The sequence below is a fragment of the Lentisalinibacter salinarum genome (assembly GCF_040706555.1).
GTDB classification, from domain to species: domain Bacteria; phylum Pseudomonadota; class Gammaproteobacteria; order Steroidobacterales; family Woeseiaceae; genus Lentisalinibacter; species Lentisalinibacter salinarum.
On the sequence record NZ_JAPDRH010000003.1, the window covers coordinates 220,860 to 238,090 of the forward strand.

Annotated in this window: 18 protein-coding genes and 2 tRNA genes; 2 read left to right on the forward strand and 18 right to left on the reverse strand. The window is 67.2% G+C overall.

Annotation, left to right across the window (positions count from 1 at the left end):
- Positions 1–19: 19 nt before the first annotated feature.
- The 5 genes from rplT to uvrB form a co-directional block, all read right to left on the reverse strand.
- A complete protein-coding gene (gene rplT, locus ACJMKZ_RS11530) occupies positions 20–379 on the reverse strand; it encodes a 50S ribosomal protein L20 (RefSeq protein WP_405220690.1) in 360 nt (119 codons plus the stop codon).
- Between the two features lie 13 nt (positions 380–392).
- Positions 393–590 carry a 50S ribosomal protein L35 gene (rpmI, locus tag ACJMKZ_RS11535; protein ID WP_405220692.1) on the reverse strand — a complete coding sequence of 66 codons (198 nt, stop codon included), beginning with the start codon at positions 588–590 and terminating at the stop codon, positions 393–395.
- A gap of 109 nt (positions 591–699) precedes the next feature.
- Positions 700–1,233: a translation initiation factor IF-3 gene (gene infC, locus ACJMKZ_RS11540; protein ID WP_405234153.1), complete on the reverse strand. Its 534-nt coding sequence runs from the start codon at positions 1,231–1,233 to the stop codon at positions 700–702.
- A gap of 238 nt (positions 1,234–1,471) precedes the next feature.
- A tRNA-Val gene (locus ACJMKZ_RS11545) sits at positions 1,472–1,546 on the reverse strand.
- Positions 1,547–1,605: 59 nt separating this feature from the next.
- Positions 1,606–3,630: an excinuclease ABC subunit UvrB gene (gene uvrB, locus ACJMKZ_RS11550; RefSeq protein ID WP_405233368.1), complete on the reverse strand. Its 2,025-nt coding sequence runs from the start codon at positions 3,628–3,630 to the stop codon at positions 1,606–1,608.
- A gap of 110 nt (positions 3,631–3,740) precedes the next feature.
- Between uvrB and ACJMKZ_RS11555 the strand changes: the two genes are divergently transcribed.
- Both ACJMKZ_RS11555 and ACJMKZ_RS11560 read left to right on the forward strand, forming a co-directional pair.
- Positions 3,741–4,940, forward strand: coding sequence for a pyridoxal phosphate-dependent aminotransferase (locus tag ACJMKZ_RS11555; RefSeq protein ID WP_405233369.1), 1,200 nt, complete (start codon positions 3,741–3,743; stop codon positions 4,938–4,940).
- Positions 4,941–5,002: 62 nt separating this feature from the next.
- Positions 5,003–5,078, forward strand: a tRNA-Asn gene (locus ACJMKZ_RS11560).
- A gap of 86 nt (positions 5,079–5,164) precedes the next feature.
- On the opposite strand, the gene ACJMKZ_RS11565 is transcribed toward ACJMKZ_RS11560, so the two are convergent.
- From ACJMKZ_RS11565 to pheA, 13 genes are all read right to left on the reverse strand, one after another.
- Positions 5,165–6,475 (reverse strand): magnesium transporter, encoded by a 1,311-nt coding sequence (locus ACJMKZ_RS11565; protein ID WP_405233370.1) that lies wholly within the window; start codon positions 6,473–6,475, stop codon positions 5,165–5,167.
- Entirely contained in the window at positions 6,472–7,314 is an 843-nt protein-coding gene (locus ACJMKZ_RS11570; RefSeq protein ID WP_405233371.1) for a magnesium transporter MgtE N-terminal domain-containing protein, read from the reverse strand. The genes ACJMKZ_RS11565 and ACJMKZ_RS11570 overlap by 4 nt, the downstream gene beginning before the upstream one ends.
- A gap of 16 nt (positions 7,315–7,330) precedes the next feature.
- Entirely contained in the window at positions 7,331–8,140 is an 810-nt protein-coding gene (locus ACJMKZ_RS11575) for a mechanosensitive ion channel family protein (protein ID WP_405233372.1), read from the reverse strand.
- 263 nt (positions 8,141–8,403) lie between these two features.
- Entirely contained in the window at positions 8,404–8,943 is a 540-nt protein-coding gene (locus ACJMKZ_RS11580) for a hypothetical protein (protein ID WP_405233373.1), read from the reverse strand.
- On the reverse strand, positions 8,940–9,812 hold the full coding sequence (gene galU / locus ACJMKZ_RS11585) for a UTP--glucose-1-phosphate uridylyltransferase GalU (RefSeq protein WP_405233374.1): 873 nt from the start codon (positions 9,810–9,812) through the stop codon (positions 8,940–8,942). The genes ACJMKZ_RS11580 and galU overlap by 4 nt, the downstream gene beginning before the upstream one ends.
- Positions 9,813–9,919: 107 nt before the next feature.
- Positions 9,920–10,207: a ComEA family DNA-binding protein gene (locus ACJMKZ_RS11590; protein ID WP_405233375.1), complete on the reverse strand. Its 288-nt coding sequence runs from the start codon at positions 10,205–10,207 to the stop codon at positions 9,920–9,922.
- 115 nt (positions 10,208–10,322) lie between these two features.
- Positions 10,323–11,537 (reverse strand): lipopolysaccharide assembly protein LapB, encoded by a 1,215-nt coding sequence (gene lapB, locus ACJMKZ_RS11595; RefSeq protein WP_405233376.1) that lies wholly within the window; start codon positions 11,535–11,537, stop codon positions 10,323–10,325.
- Positions 11,524–11,823, reverse strand: coding sequence for a lipopolysaccharide assembly protein LapA domain-containing protein (locus tag ACJMKZ_RS11600; protein ID WP_405233377.1), 300 nt, complete (start codon positions 11,821–11,823; stop codon positions 11,524–11,526). The genes lapB and ACJMKZ_RS11600 overlap by 14 nt, the downstream gene beginning before the upstream one ends.
- Before the next feature lie 94 nt (positions 11,824–11,917).
- Positions 11,918–12,250: an integration host factor subunit beta gene (locus ACJMKZ_RS11605; protein ID WP_405220778.1), complete on the reverse strand. Its 333-nt coding sequence runs from the start codon at positions 12,248–12,250 to the stop codon at positions 11,918–11,920.
- Between the two features lie 67 nt (positions 12,251–12,317).
- Positions 12,318–14,000 carry a 30S ribosomal protein S1 gene (gene rpsA, locus ACJMKZ_RS11610; RefSeq protein WP_405233378.1) on the reverse strand — a complete coding sequence of 561 codons (1,683 nt, stop codon included), beginning with the start codon at positions 13,998–14,000 and terminating at the stop codon, positions 12,318–12,320.
- A gap of 114 nt (positions 14,001–14,114) precedes the next feature.
- Complete coding sequence (gene cmk / locus ACJMKZ_RS11615; protein ID WP_405233379.1) at positions 14,115–14,804, reverse strand: (d)CMP kinase; 690 nt, start codon at positions 14,802–14,804, stop codon at positions 14,115–14,117.
- Positions 14,801–16,111, reverse strand: a complete 1,311-nt coding sequence (aroA, locus tag ACJMKZ_RS11620; protein WP_405233380.1) for a 3-phosphoshikimate 1-carboxyvinyltransferase — start codon at positions 16,109–16,111, stop codon at positions 14,801–14,803. Before aroA ends, cmk begins: the two co-directional genes overlap by 4 nt.
- Positions 16,108–17,208 (reverse strand): prephenate dehydratase, encoded by a 1,101-nt coding sequence (gene pheA, locus ACJMKZ_RS11625; protein WP_405233381.1) that lies wholly within the window; start codon positions 17,206–17,208, stop codon positions 16,108–16,110. Before pheA ends, aroA begins: the two co-directional genes overlap by 4 nt.
- Positions 17,209–17,231 lie beyond the last annotated feature (23 nt).

A 17,231-nucleotide genomic window follows, 5' to 3' on the forward strand; every position in this document is an offset into this window, starting at 1 on the left:
TGCGGGGTCCCCGCCCCGGTCAGGCGGAGAGGCTGGCCCTGGCCTGCTCGGCGATGGCGGCGAAGCCCTCCGGGTCGTGCACCGCTATGTCCGCGAGAACCTTGCGGTCGATCTCGATCTCGGCCTTCTTGAGGCCGTTCATCAGGCGGCTGTACGACAGGCCGTTCGCCCGCGCGGCCGCATTGATGCGGGTGATCCAGAGCGCGCGGAACTCGCGCTTGCGGTTGCGGCGGTCACGGTAGGCGTACTGACCGGCCTTGATGACCGCCTGCTTCGCCACCCGATACGTCTTGCGCCGGGCGCCGTAATAGCCCTTCGCCTTGTCGAGTACTTTCTTGTGCCGACCGCGGGCGATGACGCCTCGTTTCACTCGTGCCATGGTCCTGCCCTCCTCAGCTGTAAGGCAGCATGCGACGCACGGCCGGTACGTCGGCGTCGGCTACCTGAAGTGTGTGACGAAGATGGCGCTTACGCTTGGTGCTCTTCTTCGTCAGGATGTGGTTGAGGTGGGACTGGGAACGCTTGTAGCCACCCTTGCCCGTGCGGCGGAAGCGCTTGGCGGCGCCCCGGTTGGTCTTCATCTTCGACATTGTCGTCTCCGTTTTGTCTGGCCCGGTACCGGTCATTTGCCGGATCAGGCGGGCTCGGCACCCGCGGGTGTCCTCGCCACTTCTCTTTATGTCGGGCCTGAAGGCCCTCCTACTTCTTTCTCGGGGCAAGCACCATGACCATCTGCCGCCCTTCCATCTGCGGCATCTGCTCCACGGTGGCAAGCTCCTCGAGATCGTCGCGAACTCTCGCGAGCAGTTTGGCGCCGAGTTCCTGATGGGCCATCTCCCGGCCCCGGAATCTCAGCGTCACCTTCGTTTTGTCGCCACTCGTGAGGAACCTCGTGAGGTTCCTCAGTTTCACCTGGTAGTCACCCTCGTCCGTATTCGGCCGGAACTTGACTTCCTTGACGTGGACCTGCTTCTGCTTGCGCTTGGCGGTCTGCGCCTTCTTGTTCTGTTCGAAGACGTACTTGCCGTAATCCATGATCCGGCACACGGGCGGATCGGCGTTCGGCGACACTTCCACCAGATCCATGCTCTGACCGGATGAAAGCTCGAGTGCTTCGGACAGTGGCAGTACGCCGACCTGGTCCCCGTCGGCTCCGATGACTCTGACCGTCGACGCATCGATCTCGTCGTTGCGTCGGACGCGTTTTGCTGCAGCGATACGAAGTTCCTCCAATAAACAACGGCCGCGGCTCGCGACCCGTTCCGCCGGCCCATCGAGGCCGACCGGGGTAAGCGCGTGCCCACGGCCCGTGTCGAACACGGACACGGGCGCTCTCGCCATCGCCCGTATACCGTTCGCAGATTCCGGAATTTTATCGCCGGCCCCGCCCGGAGACAAGCCCGCAGCGACGCAATTTTGCTCGCCGCAACAGTCTGTTGGCCGTCTCCGGAAGCACCCGCCGGGATGCGACTGGTGGGCGATGGTGGGATCGAACCACCGACCTCCACGATGTCAACGTGGCGCTCTACCCCTGAGCTAATCGCCCGCCTCCCCCTCGCAGGGGTGCGCAACGATACCGGATTGTCACTGATGCAGGCAAGCGGATCAGCCTGCGGCGACGTCCTCCAGCCCGAGCCCGACGCGGCGTATGCGCTCGATTTCGTCCCGCAGCTTCGCCGCCTGCTCGAACTCCAGGTCCCGGGCATGGCGGTACATCTGCTGCTCCAGCCGATTCGCCTTGCGCAGCAGCTCGTCCTCGCTCATGCCTTCCCACTCCGGGTGATCCTCCGCCACCCGCCGGCGGCCGCGTCCGCGGCCCGGCGCCGAGCGCGCGCCCTCCATGATGTCCGCCACCTGCTTGCGGATGGTCTGGGGGGATATCCCGTGCTCCGCGTTGAAGGCCTCCTGCTTCGACCGGCGGCGCTCGGTCTCGTCCAGCGCCCTCTGCATGGAGCCGGTGATCCGGTCCGCGTAGAGGATGGCCTTGCCGTGGAGATTCCGGGCAGCCCGGCCGATGGTCTGGATCAGCGACCCCTCGGAACGCAGGAATCCCTCCTTGTCCGCATCCAGGATCGCCACCAGGGAGACCTCGGGCATGTCCAGGCCCTCGCGCAGCAGGTTGATGCCCACGAGGACGTCGAACTCGCCGAGGCGCAGGTCGCGGATGATCTCCGTGCGCTCGACGGTATCGATGTCGGAGTGCAGGTAGCGCACCCGCACCGAGTGCTCTGCCAGGTATTCCGTGAGGTCCTCCGCCATGCGTTTGGTCAGCGTCGTGATCAGCACCCGTTCGTCCAGCTCCACGCGCTCCCGGATCTCGGAGAGCACGTCGTCTACCTGGGCGCGCACCGGTCGCACCTCGACGCCGGGGTCGACCAGCCCCGTCGGTCGGACCACCTGCTCGACCACCGCGTCCGCATGCTCGTGTTCGTAGCGCCCCGGGGTCGCCGACACGTAGACGGTCTGGGGCGCCAGCGCCTCGAATTCGTCGAAGCGCAGCGGGCGGTTGTCCAGCGCCGACGGCAATCGGAAACCGTACTCGACCAAGGTCTCCTTGCGTGATCGGTCCCCCTTGTACATGCCGCCGAGCTGGGGGATGGTGACGTGACTCTCGTCGACCACCAGCATCGCGTCCGGCGGCAGATAGTCGAACAGGCACGGCGGCGGTTCGCCCGGCGCCCGCCCGGAGAGGTAGCGGGAGTAGTTCTCGATGCCCTGGCAGTAGCCGAGCTCGGCGATCATCTCCAGGTCGAACCGGGTGCGCTGCTCAAGACGCTGCGCCTCCAGCAGCTTGCCGTTGTCCCGCAGCACGGCGAGCCGCTCCTTCAGCTCCAGCTTGATGTCGTCGATGGCGGCCAGCAGCCGCTCCCGCGGCGTCACGTAATGGGTCTTCGGGTAAACCGTCAGCCGCGGCACCCGGGCCGTGACCTCCCCGGTGAGCGGGTCGAACCAGGCCAGCGACTCGATCTCGTCGTCGAACAGCTCGATGCGCACCGCCTCGCGCTCGGACTCCGCCGGGAAGACGTCGATCAGGTCCCCGCGCACGCGGTAGGTACCCTGGGAAAGCTCCATGTCGTTGCGCTTGTACTGCATCTCCGCCAGCTTGCGCAGGATGGTGCGCTGGTCGAGCCTGTCGCCCCGCACCAGGTGCAGCACCATGCTGAAGTACGCCTCCGGATCGCCCAGGCCGTAGATGGCGGATACCGTGGCGACGATGATCGCATCCGGCCGCTCGATCAGCGCCTTGGTCGCCGACAGCCGCATCTGCTCGATGTGGTCGTTGATGGAGGCATCCTTCTCGATGTAGGTATCCGACGCGGGCACGTACGCCTCGGGCTGGTAGTAGTCGTAGTAGGAGACGAAGTACTCCACCGCGTTATTGGGGAAGAACTCGCGGAACTCGCCGTAGAGCTGGGCCGCCAGCGTCTTGTTCGGGGCGAGGACTATGGTCGGGCGCTGCACCTGCTCCACCACGTTGGCGATCGTGAATGTCTTGCCGGAGCCGGTGACACCGAGCAGGATCTGGCGGGCGAGCCCGTCCCGCACTCCCTCCACGAGAGAGCGTATCGCCTCCGGCTGGTCGCCGGCGGGTTCGTAGTTCGAAGCCAGTGTGAAGCGTCTTTCGGTCATCGCTCGAGTACGGAAAGCCGTGAGTATCAGCGCCAGGGTCGCCGTCCCGGTTGGGGGCCTGACCGTGTTCCAGTAACATTCGGCGGAGAATCCCGCCCGGAGGCAAACACTTGAGTCTAACAGTTTCGAGCCGGCTGAGCCGCGTGCGTCCCTCGCCCACCATGGCCGTTACCGCCCTCGCCGCCGAACTGCGTGCCGCCGGCAGGGACGTCATCGGCCTCGGCGCCGGCGAGCCCGATTTCGATACGCCGGAGCACATCCGCGAGGCGGCCATCGAGGCGATCCGCGCCGGCCGTACCCGCTACACCGCGGTGGACGGCATCGCGGAACTGCGGGAAGCCGTCGCGGAGAAGTTCCGCCGCGACAACGGGCTGGAGTACGCAGCGGACCGCGTCATCGTCTCCGGCGGCGCCAAGCAGATCTGCTACAACGTCTGCCAGGCGGTGCTGGACCCGGGCGACGAAGCCGTCATTCAGGCGCCCTACTGGGTCTCCTATCCGGACATGGTGCGTCTCGCGGCCGGCGAGCCGGCCATCGTGGAGACCGATCTGGAGAGCGGCTTCCGCATGCGGCCGGAGCAGCTGGAGGCCGCCATCACGCCCCGCACCCGCCTCGTGATCCTGAACAGCCCGGGTAACCCCAGCGGCGCCGGCTACGGTGGTGGGGAGCTGGCCGCGCTGGGCGAGGTGCTCGCCGGCCACCCGGACATCGTCGTGGCCACGGACGAGATCTACGAGCACATCTGGTGGGCGGACGAGCCGTTCACCTCGTTCGCCGCGGCCTGCCCGGCGCTGCTCGAGCGCGTCTTGACCATAAACGGCGTGTCCAAGTGCTACGCCATGACCGGCTGGCGGATCGGTTACGCGGCCGGGCCGGCGACGCTCATAGGTGCCATGAAGAAGATCCAGAGCCAGAGCACCTCGAACGCCTGTACGGTCTCCCAGTACGCCGCGCTGGCCGCCCTGACCGGTGACCAGTCCTGCGTCGCCGAAATGAACCGGGCGTTCCGGCAACGGCACGACTTCGTGGTGGATGCCCTGAACGCCATCGACGGCGTCGCCTGCCGGCCCGGCGAGGGTACGTTCTACGCCTTCGCCGACGCCCGGGAGGCCATCGCCCGCCTGGGTCTGGCCGACGATACCGACCTCTGCCAGATGCTGCTGAACGAGGCCGGCGTCGCCGTCGTGCCCGGGTCCGCGTTCGGCACCCCGGGACACTTCAGGCTGTCGTACGCCTGCGGCCTGGAGACGCTGCGGGATGCCCTAGGACGGCTCGAATCGGCCCTCGGCGGGCGCAACGCGGTCACTTGACTTGGGTTGCCGCCTCCCCCAGAATTCTGCGCCTGCTGCGCCACGCCGCGGCATCCTGCCATTCCCCGGTAGCTCAGTTGGTAGAGCGGTTGACTGTTAATCAATTGGTCGCTGGTTCGAGTCCGGCCCGGGGAGCCACATTCCGGAATCCCTGGTAGTACCGGAGATGTCCTCGAAAGCCCGCCACCGTGCGGGCTTTTTCGTGGCCGAACGCGTACGCCCTGTCAGAGAAACTGTATCATCAGCGTCGCGATACCGAGGAAAGAGAAGAAGCCCGCGATATCGGTGACGGTGGTGAGAACAATGGAGGACGAGGTGGCCGGGTCCTGACCGAGCCGGGTCAGGAGGATGGGTATCAGCGCGCCCGCGAAGCCGGCGGCCACCATAGCCAGGATCATCGAGGAGAAGATCACGGCCACGAGCCCGGCCGACTGACTCCAGAACCACACGCCGAGTCCACAGGTGATGGCGATACCGATGCCGTTCACCAGGCCGACGATGACTTCCTTGCGTACCACCCGCAGCCACTGGCGCACGCTGATCTCGCGCAGTGCCAGTCCGCGCATCGTCACGGCGAGAGCCTGGGCGCCGGCGTTACCGGACTGACCGGCGACCACCGGCAACAGGACCGCCAGCGCCGTGACCTGGGCGATGGTGGCCTCGAACAGCCCGACCACGGCGGCCGCCAGGAAAGCGGTCAGCAGGTTGATCTGCAGCCAGGGCATGCGCCGCCGAACGGTGAACATGGGGGTGGACAGCGCTTTCTCGGCACGGCCGGCACCCACCATGGTCTGGATGTCGATAGACGCGTCCTCCTGGACGGCCCGGGCGAGGTCGTCGTGCGTCACCGCGCCGAGGAATATGCCTTCGCCGTCGACCACCGGCAGATCGAGGATTCGGTAGCCCTCGAAAGCGTGCGTCACGGTTTCCATGGAGTCCATCGGGTGCACGGTCATACTGACCGGCAGCTCGAGCGCCGAGAGCGGCAGATCCCGGCTCGCCAGGGCGACGTCTTTCAGCGGTGCCCGCCCGCTCAGGCGGCCGGTGCCGTCCACGAGGAACAGCGACCGCGCCGTCAGCATGCCGGACTCGCCGAGCGCGCGCAGCAGCTGGCCGACCGTCAGATCCCGCGGGTATGCGCCGACGCCCGGATTCATCACCCGGCCTGCGGTATCGGGCGGGTAGGAGCCGAGACGTTCCAGCTCGGCGCGCACGGCGGGCTCCAGCCGTGCCTGGCGACGGGCCCGGTCGTCCTGCGGCAGGGAAGCCATGATCCGTAGCGTCTGTGCCGGTTGCAGCTCCTCCAGGATGCGATCGCCGAGTCCGTCCGGCAGTGCCGTCAGGAGCCGGGCCGCGCTATCGGGCATCAGGAATGCGAATACCGGCGCGAGGGTGGCCGCCGACTGGCGAGAGACGGCATCAAGCACTTCCGCCGGTTCCAGTTCCTCGATACGGCGCGCCGCCTCTACGGGGAAGTCACGCAGATAGCGCCGCGTCATCAGGTCCTCGGCAATCGCGAGATCGTTGCTCGTCACGCCCGTCTCCCGGTGTCGGACCCGGCAGACCCGCCTTCGGCGAACTGCAGGAGCCCGCCGAGGAAACCCACGAAGGCATCCGCCAGCGCGACCGGCAAGGCATCGTCGGGACGGCCCGCAGCGGCGGATCCGACCGCCAGCGCCTCACGCAGTGCACTGCGCGAGATCGTGCCGATGACGTGGTCCTGCCGACTGACGACCGGCAGGCTGAGATAGCGGTCCCAGGCCTCCAGCGGCCGGATGGCCGCAACGCGCGCTCTTGCGGACAGCGGCGCGATGCGGCGGTCCATGATCTCGCCGAGCGGCGTGCGCCCGCTGTAGCGCAGGAGCAGGACCGGATCGACGAGGCCGGACAGGCGCCGCTGGTCGTCGACTACGATCACGCAGCCGGTTTCCGCACGCGTGGCCTGACGCACCAGCTCCCGCGCGTCTGCCACCGTCTGATCCGCACCCTGGGTCAGTATCGCGGGCGTCATGTGTGCCCCCACGGTATCGGCCGGAAAGTCGAGGGTGGCTCGCAGATCGCGGCGCACCGCCCTCGGCAGCTCCCCGAGGACCGCCTCCCTGAGATCGGCGGGCATCAGTCGCAGGAGTCCCGCCGCGTTCTGATAGGCCAGGCCCCGCAGCACGGCGGCTGCGGTATCTGCCGGCATGCCCGTCAGGCGCTCGCACGCGACCGACGGACCCATACGCGAGATTACGCGGCTGGCGAAACGGGCCGGGATATCCGCCAGCAGGGCTCGCGCCTTCGCCGGCTCCATCGCGGTCAGTGCTCGCGCCGCCGTGTCGGGCTGGCGGTCGATGAACGACAGGATCAGAGAGCGCGGTGTTTTCGCCATCTTTCTGGCCTTATCCCTAGCCACCGTCCCGGCCCACCTCTTCACGATCCGCGCCGCGCTCTGGCGCCGCGGTCAGGATGAGCACTCGGCCTGTCTCCAGCCGGTGGGCCGGCAGCAGCACTCGCCCCTCATCCGTCTCGACGGCTACGTGCGTGCGGGAGATCTCGAGCAGTTCGCCCTCGACATCGTCGACCCGCAACCGCATGCCGGGCAGGAGCACGTGACGGGCGTTGCGGGCGGCGATGAGATTGGAGACGAAAGTGCCGGAACCCGCTGCGAAAGAGGCCACCACGCCGAATACGGCGCCGCCCAGGATAATGACGAAGGCGATCAGCAGTATCGCCACCTCTATGCCAGCCTGATCCAGGCCGATGATGAGCGCGATGGCGAGAACGGCCAGCTGAGCCAGCCGACCGAGCAGTCCGGCGGTGCGCAGCTCGGCCGCCTCGGCGGAGGAGGCGACGAATTCGCGCAGATAGACGCTGGCAAAATAGCCGACCACCAGTATCGAGGCCCCGATGATCACGCTCGGCAGATGGACGACGAGCTGATTCAGCCACTGCCCGATGGAACCGATGCCGACCACGCCGGCCGCGAGCACCAGTGCCAGAATCAATACCAGCCAGAAAGCGATCTCGCCGGTTACCGTCGTGAAAGCGAGTGAGATGCGCACGCCGGCGGCGGAGCCCCGACGGAGGGCCCGTTCGAGCAGGCGATTGGCGAACTCGGCGGAGCGACGGGCGCCCCGGCGCGCCAGTCGGGCGAGGAACCAGCCGGCGATGACCACCAGCAATGCGGCAACTAGCGATGGCAGGTTGGCCGCCACGGCTTGATAGACCCCGCTCAGGGTCTCGGTCAGAAAACTCGATGGGGAGGTCTCGGCGGTTCCCAGGGTACTGCTCCTTTGCTGCGACTGCGTCTCATCATACAGCTACAGTCGGACGCGCCGGCCACCCTGGGCCGGCGGGATTCAGGCCGCGATGCCCGGGGCCCCGTTCTTCAGGCAGGTCGAATCGATCCTCGGAACGGCGATCGAGCGCCATGAATTATTCTCGAAACTATCGAGAATTACTACTTAAACGCCTGAATTTAATCAGACTCTGATGACCTAATCTCGCGTTCTTCCAGTACTCGTATCGGCTCTCCGTCTCCTTGCGGCCGCAACAAATAGCCGCCTTCCGCCTCCGGGTCCGGGATCACCTCCGCCTCGAAGGGCAAATCCCGCTCTCCGTCCGGTTGGTCGTCCCGCAGCCGCCAGTAGCGGCCATCGTCACTCACGTAGCGCCGCCAGTCCCGCCCGCGACGATGCTCGTGGACGAAGGCCACGATCCGGATGTCCCGAAAGCGCGCATGGTAGTCGTCGGGCCTATTGTCATGCCTGTGGCCGCGGCCTTGCATGAGCGTCGAATAGCGGCGGGCGCCCTCTTCCCCGGCCGCGGCCTCGGACAGCTTCTCCGCCGCGAGACGATCGAAACAGGCCAGCCGCTCGGTGTCGTCCTCCACCGCCACGCACCGCCTGAGGTCGGCGGTGGACCAGCTCTGCGCCGGCGCGGCCGCCGCACACAGCAAGAGCAGGACACTCGCCAGTGCAGGCCCGACGGCAAGATTTGCCAGCCGGCGCTCCTTCATCTCCCGCGGCTCCGAAGATACTCCCGGAACGGCTCGCCCAGCGTCGGATGCTTCAGGGCCAGTTCCACCGTCGCCTGCAGGTAGCCGAGTTTGCTGCCGCAGTCGTATCGTGTGCCTTCGAAGGTGTAGGCGTAGACAGGATGGGTATCCAGCATGGCGGCGATGGCGTCGGTCAGCTGGATCTCGCCGCCGGCGCCCCGCTCCGTCTTCTCCAGCTTGTCGAAGACGACCGGGTCCAGCAGGTAGCGGCCCACCACGGCCAGCGTCGACGGCGCGTCCTCGGGCGCAGGCTTCTCCACCATCTGGCGGATCCGCTGACGCCCCGGCGCATCCTCTTCCACCGCCACGATGCCGTAGCTGGAGGTCTTGTCCCGGGGGACCTCCTGCACGGCCAGAACACTACCGTCGTGATCGGCGTACTCGGCCGCCATCTGCTTGAGACAAGGTACCTCGGCGTCGATCAGGTCGTCGGCCAGGTGCACGAAGAACGGCTCGTTGCCCACCGCAGGCCGGGCACAGAGCACGGCGTGGCCCAGGCCGAGAGGGATGCCCTGGCGGATGAATACGCAATCCACACCTGCCGGCAGGGTGTTGCGCACCGAATCCAGCAGGCGTTCCTTGCCGGATTCGGCGAGCGCGCGTTCCAGTTCCGGATCGACGTCGAAGTGGTCCTCGATCGCCCGCTTCGTGCTGCCGGTGACGAATACCAGCTTGGTGGCGCCCGCCGCGATCGCCTCTTCCACCGCATACTGGATCAGCGGCTTGTCGACGACCGGCAGCATCTCCTTCGGGCTGGCCTTGGTGGCAGGCAGGAAACGGGTTCCCCTGCCGGCGACGGGGAAGACGGCGGTCCTTACCGGTTTGCTCAATGTCGCGCTCCTATTCTGGCTGACGCGACCAGTTTAGCGACAGCCCCGGAGGTTGACCATGCGGTCCCCGCCGGAGCCGGCGGGGACCGCGGCGCGAGCGGCCCGGCCTAGTCGGCCGATTTCTCAGCGGCTGCCAGGCGGATATTGTCCCTGTTGGCCGCCAGGATGCGCTCTCCCACACCCTTCACCGCCAGCAGGTCGTCGACGCTGCGGAACGGGCCGTTCGCCTGCCGGTAGGCCACGATGGCGCGGGCGCGGGCCATACCGATGCCGTCCAGCTCGGCCGCGATGGTCTCGGCGTCCGCCGTATTGACGTTCACCGGGCCCGAGACGGCGGCCAGCGGCGCCAGCAGGCCCGCGAGCAGCGCCGTGATCCATGGGGTTTTCCTCGTCATTGCATTGTTCCTCCGGTTACGGTTTCGCGGGCACCGACTCTGCGCCCGCATACCGGAAGATCATGCCGGGCCGGCCCGGCGGCAGCCGGCCCACATTCTCGTCGAAGCGTGGAGATTAGGCGGGCGAGCCGGAGATTTCGCCCTGGCGCAGCAGGGAATCGAAGCGGACCTTCTCGGCCGGCCTCTGCGTCTCCCAGGCCTTGCAGCTCGGGCACTGCCAGAGCAGCTGCATGCTGGAGAAGCCGCATTCCTTGCAGCGGTAACGCGGAGAGCGCCGGGCCAGCAGGGCGAGCCCTTCGCGAATCCGCGCGAGGGCCTCGCGGCGGGGCTCGCTGCCAGCAGTCGCAAGTTCCTGGCCGGACACGAAGGCCGCCAACGTCGGCTCCGTGAGAATGTAGTGCTCCACGCAATCGTCGATGACGGGCCCGCGCAGGTCGTGCAGGATGGCGCTGTAGGCGATGGCGTTACGGTAGTCGGCATCGCGCCGGATCAGCGCCTCGATCTCCTGCTGCAGTTCGTCGAGTCTGCCGTTGCTGGCCAGCAGATCCGCCATGCGCGGCAGGATCTCCACCAGAAAGTCCGGGTGTTCCTCCAGCGTGCGCCGATAGAGCCGCAGGGCCGTACGGGCGTCCCCCTGCTCGCGCGCGATGTGAGCGCGGTCGAGGGCTCCGCGCACGGTGGGCCGGCGCCGGTTACGGGCCTTGCGCAGCAGTTTCCGGGCCCGCTGCCATTCCCCCCTTTCCATGGCCTGTTCGGCCAGTTCGCAGTAGTAGTGAGGCACGCGCCGGCTCATGGAGCCGCGGCTGTCTTCCAGCCGCTCGCCGGCCTCGATCGCCTTCTCCCATTCGTGTTCCTGCTCATAGATGCCGCAGAGCGCGAGCAACGCGTCCTCCCGATACACCGGCTTGTCCGTCAGCGTCTCGAACATCTTCTCGGCCCGATCCAGCAGGCCTGCGCGCAGGTAGTCGCGGGCGAGCGCGTTCATCGCCTCGTCGCGTTGCTCCGTCGAGAGATTCGGCCGGGCGATGATGTTCTGGTGGATACGGATCGCCCGGTCCACCTCGCCGCGCCGGCGGAACAGGCTGCCCAGGGCGAAGTGAGTCTCCAGGGTGTCGTCGTCGACGCGGACGACCTTCAGGAACAGGTCAAGTGCCTGATCGGTCTGCTCGTTCAGCAGGAAATTGAGGCCCTTCAGGTAGTCGCTGCTGAGATTGCCGCCATTCTCTTCCCCCTCACGGCTGCTCTCGCCGAAACGGCCGAACAGCCATCCGGCCGCCGCGATCAGCAGAAATAATCCGGCGAGTAGAAATGCCTGGTTACTCGGCAGCATCTTGCAGCGGCAGGCTGCGCAGCTTGCTCACTTCCTGTTCCGCGGCGGCCAGATTCTTGCGCAGCCGCCGGCGCTCGGCCACCGATCTCAGTACGAAGAAGCCGGCACAGAACAGGCCGAACAGCCACCCGAGGGCGAAGGTGATGGTGAATGCGACCGCGATCTGGGTCTGGACCGTCGTGAAGGCCAGATCGAGGCTCACCTCCTCGGTATTCAGCCAGGTGAAGACGATGATCGCCACGAGCAGGGCGATGACGAGGACGATGGTCGCGATCTTGCGCAGCATACCGGCACCTGAATCAGCAGCGGGGTTCAGCGGAGCGCCCCCCTCACGAGTCTAGTGCAGATGGCTGCGGATTGGTAAGCCCGCTGCGGGCCGATCAGTTCTTGATCGGGAGGTGTCGGCTCTCGTTGACCCGCTCGCGCAGGTCCTTGCCCGGCTTGAAATGGGGGACATGCTTGCCGGAGAGGGCGACGGCCTCGCCGGTCTTCGGATTGCGCCCCATGCGTGGGGGCCGGTAGTGCAGGGAGAAGCTGCCGAAGCCGCGGATCTCGATGCGGTCGCCGCGGGCCAGCGCATCGCTCATGATCTCGAGCAGATGCTTGACCGCGAGCTCGACGTCCTTCGCGGGCAGATGCTTCTGCTTCCTGGCGATTATCTCGATCAGTTCAGACTTCGTCATAGGTGCGTTCGCTTTCTTCCGCCCGCGCAGCCGCGCGGCTCCCCGCCGTCCGCAAGCGCCCGGGCGGTGCTCCCGCCCGGGCGCCTCCGGTCCCCTGTCAGTCGGAATTGCCGGAGATCTGCTCCTTCAGCAGCTCGCCCAGCGTTGTGCCCGAGGCGCTGCCGCCGGACTCCGACTTGTAGCTCTCGACGGCTTCCTGCTCCTCGTGGGCCTCCTTGGCCTTGATGGAGAGTTGCACGCTGCGGTTCTTGCGATCCACCGCCGTGAACTTGGCCTCCACCTCTTCGCCGACCTTCAGCACGGTGCGGGCGTCTTCCACCCGGCCGCGCGCCAGCTCCGAGGCGCGCAGGTAGCCGGTGATGCCGCCGCCGAGATCCACCTCGGCTCCGCGGGCATCCACTTCCGTGACCGTGCCCTTGACGATGCTGCCCTTCGGGTTCTGCGCCAGCCAGGACGAGAACGGATCCTGATCGAGCTGCTTGATGCCGAGGGATATCCGCTCGCGCTCAGGGTCGATGGCCAGCACCATGGCTTCCACTTCCTGACCCTTGCGGTAGTTGCGCACCATGTCCTCGCCGGACTCGTCCCAGGAGATGTCGGACAGATGCACGAGCCCGTCGATATCGCCTTCCAGGCCGATGAAGATGCCGAAGTCTGTGATGGACTTGATCTGTCCGCTGACCTTGTCGCCCCGGTTGTAATTGGCGGCGAACTCGGCCCACGGGTTCGGCTTGCACTGCTTGATGCCGAGCGAGATGCGGCGGCGGTCCTCGTCGATGTCGAGCACCATCACCTCCACCTCGTCGCCGACCTGCACGACGCGCGACGGATTGACGTTCTTGTTCGTCCAGTCCATTTCGGAGACGTGCACCAAGCCTTCCACGCCATCCTCGATCTCCACGAAGCAGCCGTAGTCGGCGATGTTCGTGACGCGTCCGAAGATACGCGTGGTCGGCGGATAGCGCCGGCTGATGTTCTGCCACGGGTCGGCGCCCAGCTGCTTGATGCCGAGGGAGACACGCTGGCGCTCGCGGTCGAACTTCAGGATCTTCACCTCGATCTCGTCGCCGACGTTGACGATCTCGGAGGGGTGCTTAACCCGCTTCCACGCCATGTCGGTGATGTGCAGCAGGCCGTCGATGCCGCCGAGATCCACGAAAGCGCCGTAGTCCGTCAGGTTCTTCACGATACCCTTGACCACATGGCCTTCCTGCAGGCTCTCCAGCAGCGCCTCGCGCTCGGCGCTGTACTCTTCCTCGACCACCGCGCGGCGCGAAACCACCACGTTGTTCCTGCGCTGGTCGAGCTTGATGACCTTGAATTCGAGGACCTTGCCCTCGAGGTAGGACGGGTCACGCACCGGCCGCACGTCGACCAGCGAGCCGGGCAGGAATGCCCGCACATTGTCGATCTCGACCGTGAAGCCGCCCTTGACGCGGCCGTTGATGACGCCGTTGACGATCTCGCCTTTCTCGAACGCGTCTTCCAGGTGCGTCCAGGTCCGGGCCCGGATGGCCTTCTCGCGGGACAGGCGCGTCTCGCCGAATCCGTCCTCGACGGCGTCCAGCGCCACCTCGACGGTGTCGCCGACCTGTACGTCGACTTCGCCGTTCTCGTTCTGGAACTGTTCGGCCGGGATGACCGCTTCGGATTTCAGGCCGGCGTTGACGATGACCACGTCTTCGTTAACGGAAACGACCATGCCGTTCAGGATGGAGCCAGGTTTGATCTGTTGACTGGCGATGCTCTCTTCGAAGAGCTCAGCAAATGATTCAGACATTGATTTGGAAACCATGCCGCCCGCAGGCAGCCCTCGTTGAAAATACACGCCTGCCGCTTCCTGCGACCGACGGTCCACACAAAATAAAAGCCGGACTACCCTGTCCGACCTGCACTACCCTGCCTGCTCGTCGCCGAGCCTTTCCGCTGCCAGACCGAGCACCTTTTCCGTCACCTGCTCGATGCCCAGTGAGGTGGAATCGATCACGATGGCGTCCTCGGCCGGGACCAGCGGCGCCACCGATCGCTCGGTATCTCTGCGGTCACGCTCCGCGATATCGGAGGCAAGGCCGGCTAGCGTAACACCAATACCCTTGTCTTTCAACTGCTTATAACGCCTCCGAGCCCTCTCGTCGGCGCTGGCCGTCAGGAAGATTTTCAGGTCGGCCCCGGGGAAGATCGCGGTGCCCATGTCACGGCCGTCCGCGACCAGGCCGGGCGACTCGCGGAAGTCCCGCTGCCGGGCCTTCAGCGCCTCGCGCACCTCGGGCACTGCGGCGATCCGGGAGGCCAGCCGGCCGCACTCCTCGGTGCGCAGCTCATCGCCCACTTCTTCACCGTCCAGCCAGACTCCTTCGGCCCCGTCGCCGGCGCGGAAAGACACCTGCATCTCCCGTGCGGCCCGCACCACGCCGGGTACGTCCTCCGCGTCGATACCCCGGCGTGCGGCTGCCAGCGCGGTCAGGCGGTAAAGCGCTCCGCTGTCCAGCAGGTGGAATCCCAGCGCGGCGGCCACCCGCCGGGCGATCGTCCCCTTCCCGGATCCGCTCGGCCCGTCGATGGCGATGACGGGCACCCGGCTCACACCAGCGTCTCCAGGTCGAAGCCCGCCTGGCGGCAGGTCTCCGGGAAGCCCGGGAACGACGTGGCTACGTTGGCCACGTCGTCGATCTCGATGGGCGCGTCCGCCGCGAGCCCCGCCACGGCGAAGGCCATGGCGATGCGGTGATCGCCGTGGCTGTCGACCCGGCCGCCCGCCAGCCGTCCGACGCCGCGGATGCGCGCCGAGTCCACGGTTTCCTCCACTTCGACCCCGAGCCGTCGCAGCCCCTCGGCCATTGCGGCAATGCGGTCGCTCTCCTTCACCCGCAGCTCGCCGATGCCGCGGAACAGGGTCTCGCCCTCGGCGCAGGCAGCCGCGACGAACAGCACCGGGAACTCGTCGATGGCCAGTGGCACGAACTCCGGATCGACGTCGATCCCCCGCAGCGCCGAGCGGCGCACCGTGATATCCGCCACGGGCTCGCCGCCGGCCAGCCGCTCGTCCGCGATCTCGATCTCCGCCCCCATCTCGCGGAGGATGCCGATCACGCCGGTCCGGGTCGGATTCACGCCGACGCTGCGGATGACAAGGCCATCGTCGGCCGCCAGCACGCCGGCCACGAGGAAGAACGCGGCCGAGGACAGGTCGCCCGGCACGGGGATCTCGATGCCCTGCAGCGTGGACGGACCCTCCAGCAGGATCGCGTTGCCGCTGCGATGCAGCCGCGCCCCCATGGCGGTCAGCATCCGCTCGGTGTGGTCGCGGGTCACCTCCGGCTCCGTCACCCGGGTGGCGCCGCGAGCGTACAGGCCCGCGAGCAGGATCGCCGACTTCACCTGGGCGCTCGCCACCGGCAGCAGGTAATCGATGGCGTCCAGCGGGCGCCGGCCCCGGATCACCAGCGGCGGACGACCGGATTCGCTGTCGATGTCCACGCCCATCAGCGTCAGCGGGTCGATGACCCGGCCCATCGGCCGTTTCAGCAGCGAGGCATCGCCGGTCAGCACCGAGCGGAACGGCTGACCGCCCAGCAGGCCGCAGAACAGGCGCATGGCCGTGCCCGAATTGCCGAGATCGAGGGGCGCGGTCGGCGCGGCGAGGCCGTCGGCGCCTACGCCGCGCACCCGCAGTGCGCCGTTCGGTTCACGCTCCACCGCCACGCCCATGGCCTCGAGCGCACCGAGTGTGGCAAGGCAGTCCTCGCCTTCCAGGAAGCCGGTGACCCGCGTGTCGCCCTCGGCGATGGCCCCCAGCATCAGCGAGCGGTGAGAGATCGACTTGTCCCCCGGCACCCTGATCTCGCCCGACGGCAAACCGCCGGGCACCGTGCGGAAAGCCCTGACGCTCACAGCACGGCCTTCGGGTAGGCCCCCAGCACGCGGAACAGCGACGTACCCTGCTCCAGCTCCGCCAGCGCGTCGGAGAGCGGCGGCTCGTCCGCGTGGCCTTCCAGGTCGATGAAGAACACGTAGTCCCACTTCTTGCGCCGGGACGGCCGCGATTCGATGCGGGTCATGCTGATGCCGTGCTTCGAGAACGGCGCCAGCAGGGTGTGCAGCACGCCGGCGCCCACCGTATCGCTGGCCGACACCAGCACCGATGTCTTGTCGTCGCCGCTGGGCGTCAGGAGATCCCTGCCGATCACCAGGAAGCGCGTGGTGTTGTCGGGCCGGTCCTCGATGTCCGCGACCATGACGTCCAGGCCGTATACCTCGGCGGCGGCCTCGCCCGCAATGGCCGCCGTGCCCGCCTCGTCGCGGGCCCGGCGCGCGCCGGCCGCGTTGCTCGTGACCGGTATCAGTTCGGCCTGGGGCAGGTACTCACGCAGCCAGACCCGGCACTGCGCCAGGGACTGCTGGTGGGCGCAGATACGCTCCACCTTGTCCAGCGACGGCAGGTTGCCGAGCAGATGCTGGCGGATGCGCAGCTCGATCTCGCCGCAGATCTTCAGCGGCGAGATCAGGAACATGTCCAGGGTGTGGTTCACCGTGCCCTCGGTGGAGTTCTCGATGGGGACCACGCCGAAATCGGCATGGCCGGCCTCCACCTCGTGGAAGACCTCCTCGATGGTGGCGAGCGGCAGCGCCCGCACCGAATGCCCGAAGTGCTTGCTGACCGCCGACTGGGTGAACGTGCCCTCCGGGCCGAGGAAGCCGATTTTCAGCGGTTCCTGCTGGGCGAGGCAGGCCGACATGATCTCCCGGAACAGACGCACCATCTCCTCGTCGCTTAGCGGACCCTCGTTGCGCGCGAGCACGCCGCGCAGCACCTCCGCCTCCCGCTCGGGCCGGAAGTAGTCGATCGAGCGGGCGAGCTCGCCCTTGCTCTCGCCCACCCGTTTCGCCTGCTCGGCACGGGCGCTGATCAGGGCCTGGATCTGCTCGTCGATCTCGTCGATGCGTTGCCGGATCTCGGTGAGATCCGGTTCCGGTTTGCGCTCATTCATCGGGGATTTCCTGTTATCAGGCG

Excerpts from the sequence above, each read along its gene's own strand:
- rplT (WP_405220690.1), bottom strand. The coding sequence starts at position 379 with ATGGCACGAGTGAAACGAGGCGTCATCGCCCGCGGTCGGCACAAGAAA.
- rpmI (WP_405220692.1), bottom strand. The coding sequence starts at position 590 with ATGTCGAAGATGAAGACCAACCGGGGCGCCGCCAAGCGCTTCCGCCGC.
- uvrB (WP_405233368.1), bottom strand. The coding sequence starts at position 3,630 with ATGACCGAAAGACGCTTCACACTGGCTTCGAACTACGAACCCGCCGGC.
- ACJMKZ_RS11570 (WP_405233371.1), bottom strand. The coding sequence starts at position 7,314 with ATGGCGAAAACACCGCGCTCTCTGATCCTGTCGTTCATCGACCGCCAG.
- ACJMKZ_RS11580 (WP_405233373.1), bottom strand. The coding sequence starts at position 8,943 with ATGAAGGAGCGCCGGCTGGCAAATCTTGCCGTCGGGCCTGCACTGGCG.
- ACJMKZ_RS11590 (WP_405233375.1), bottom strand. The coding sequence starts at position 10,207 with ATGACGAGGAAAACCCCATGGATCACGGCGCTGCTCGCGGGCCTGCTG.
- lapB (WP_405233376.1), bottom strand. The coding sequence starts at position 11,537 with ATGCTGCCGAGTAACCAGGCATTTCTACTCGCCGGATTATTTCTGCTG.
- ACJMKZ_RS11600 (WP_405233377.1), bottom strand. The coding sequence starts at position 11,823 with ATGCTGCGCAAGATCGCGACCATCGTCCTCGTCATCGCCCTGCTCGTG.
- rpsA (WP_405233378.1), bottom strand. The coding sequence starts at position 14,000 with ATGTCTGAATCATTTGCTGAGCTCTTCGAAGAGAGCATCGCCAGTCAA.
- pheA (WP_405233381.1), bottom strand. The coding sequence starts at position 17,208 with ATGAATGAGCGCAAACCGGAACCGGATCTCACCGAGATCCGGCAACGC.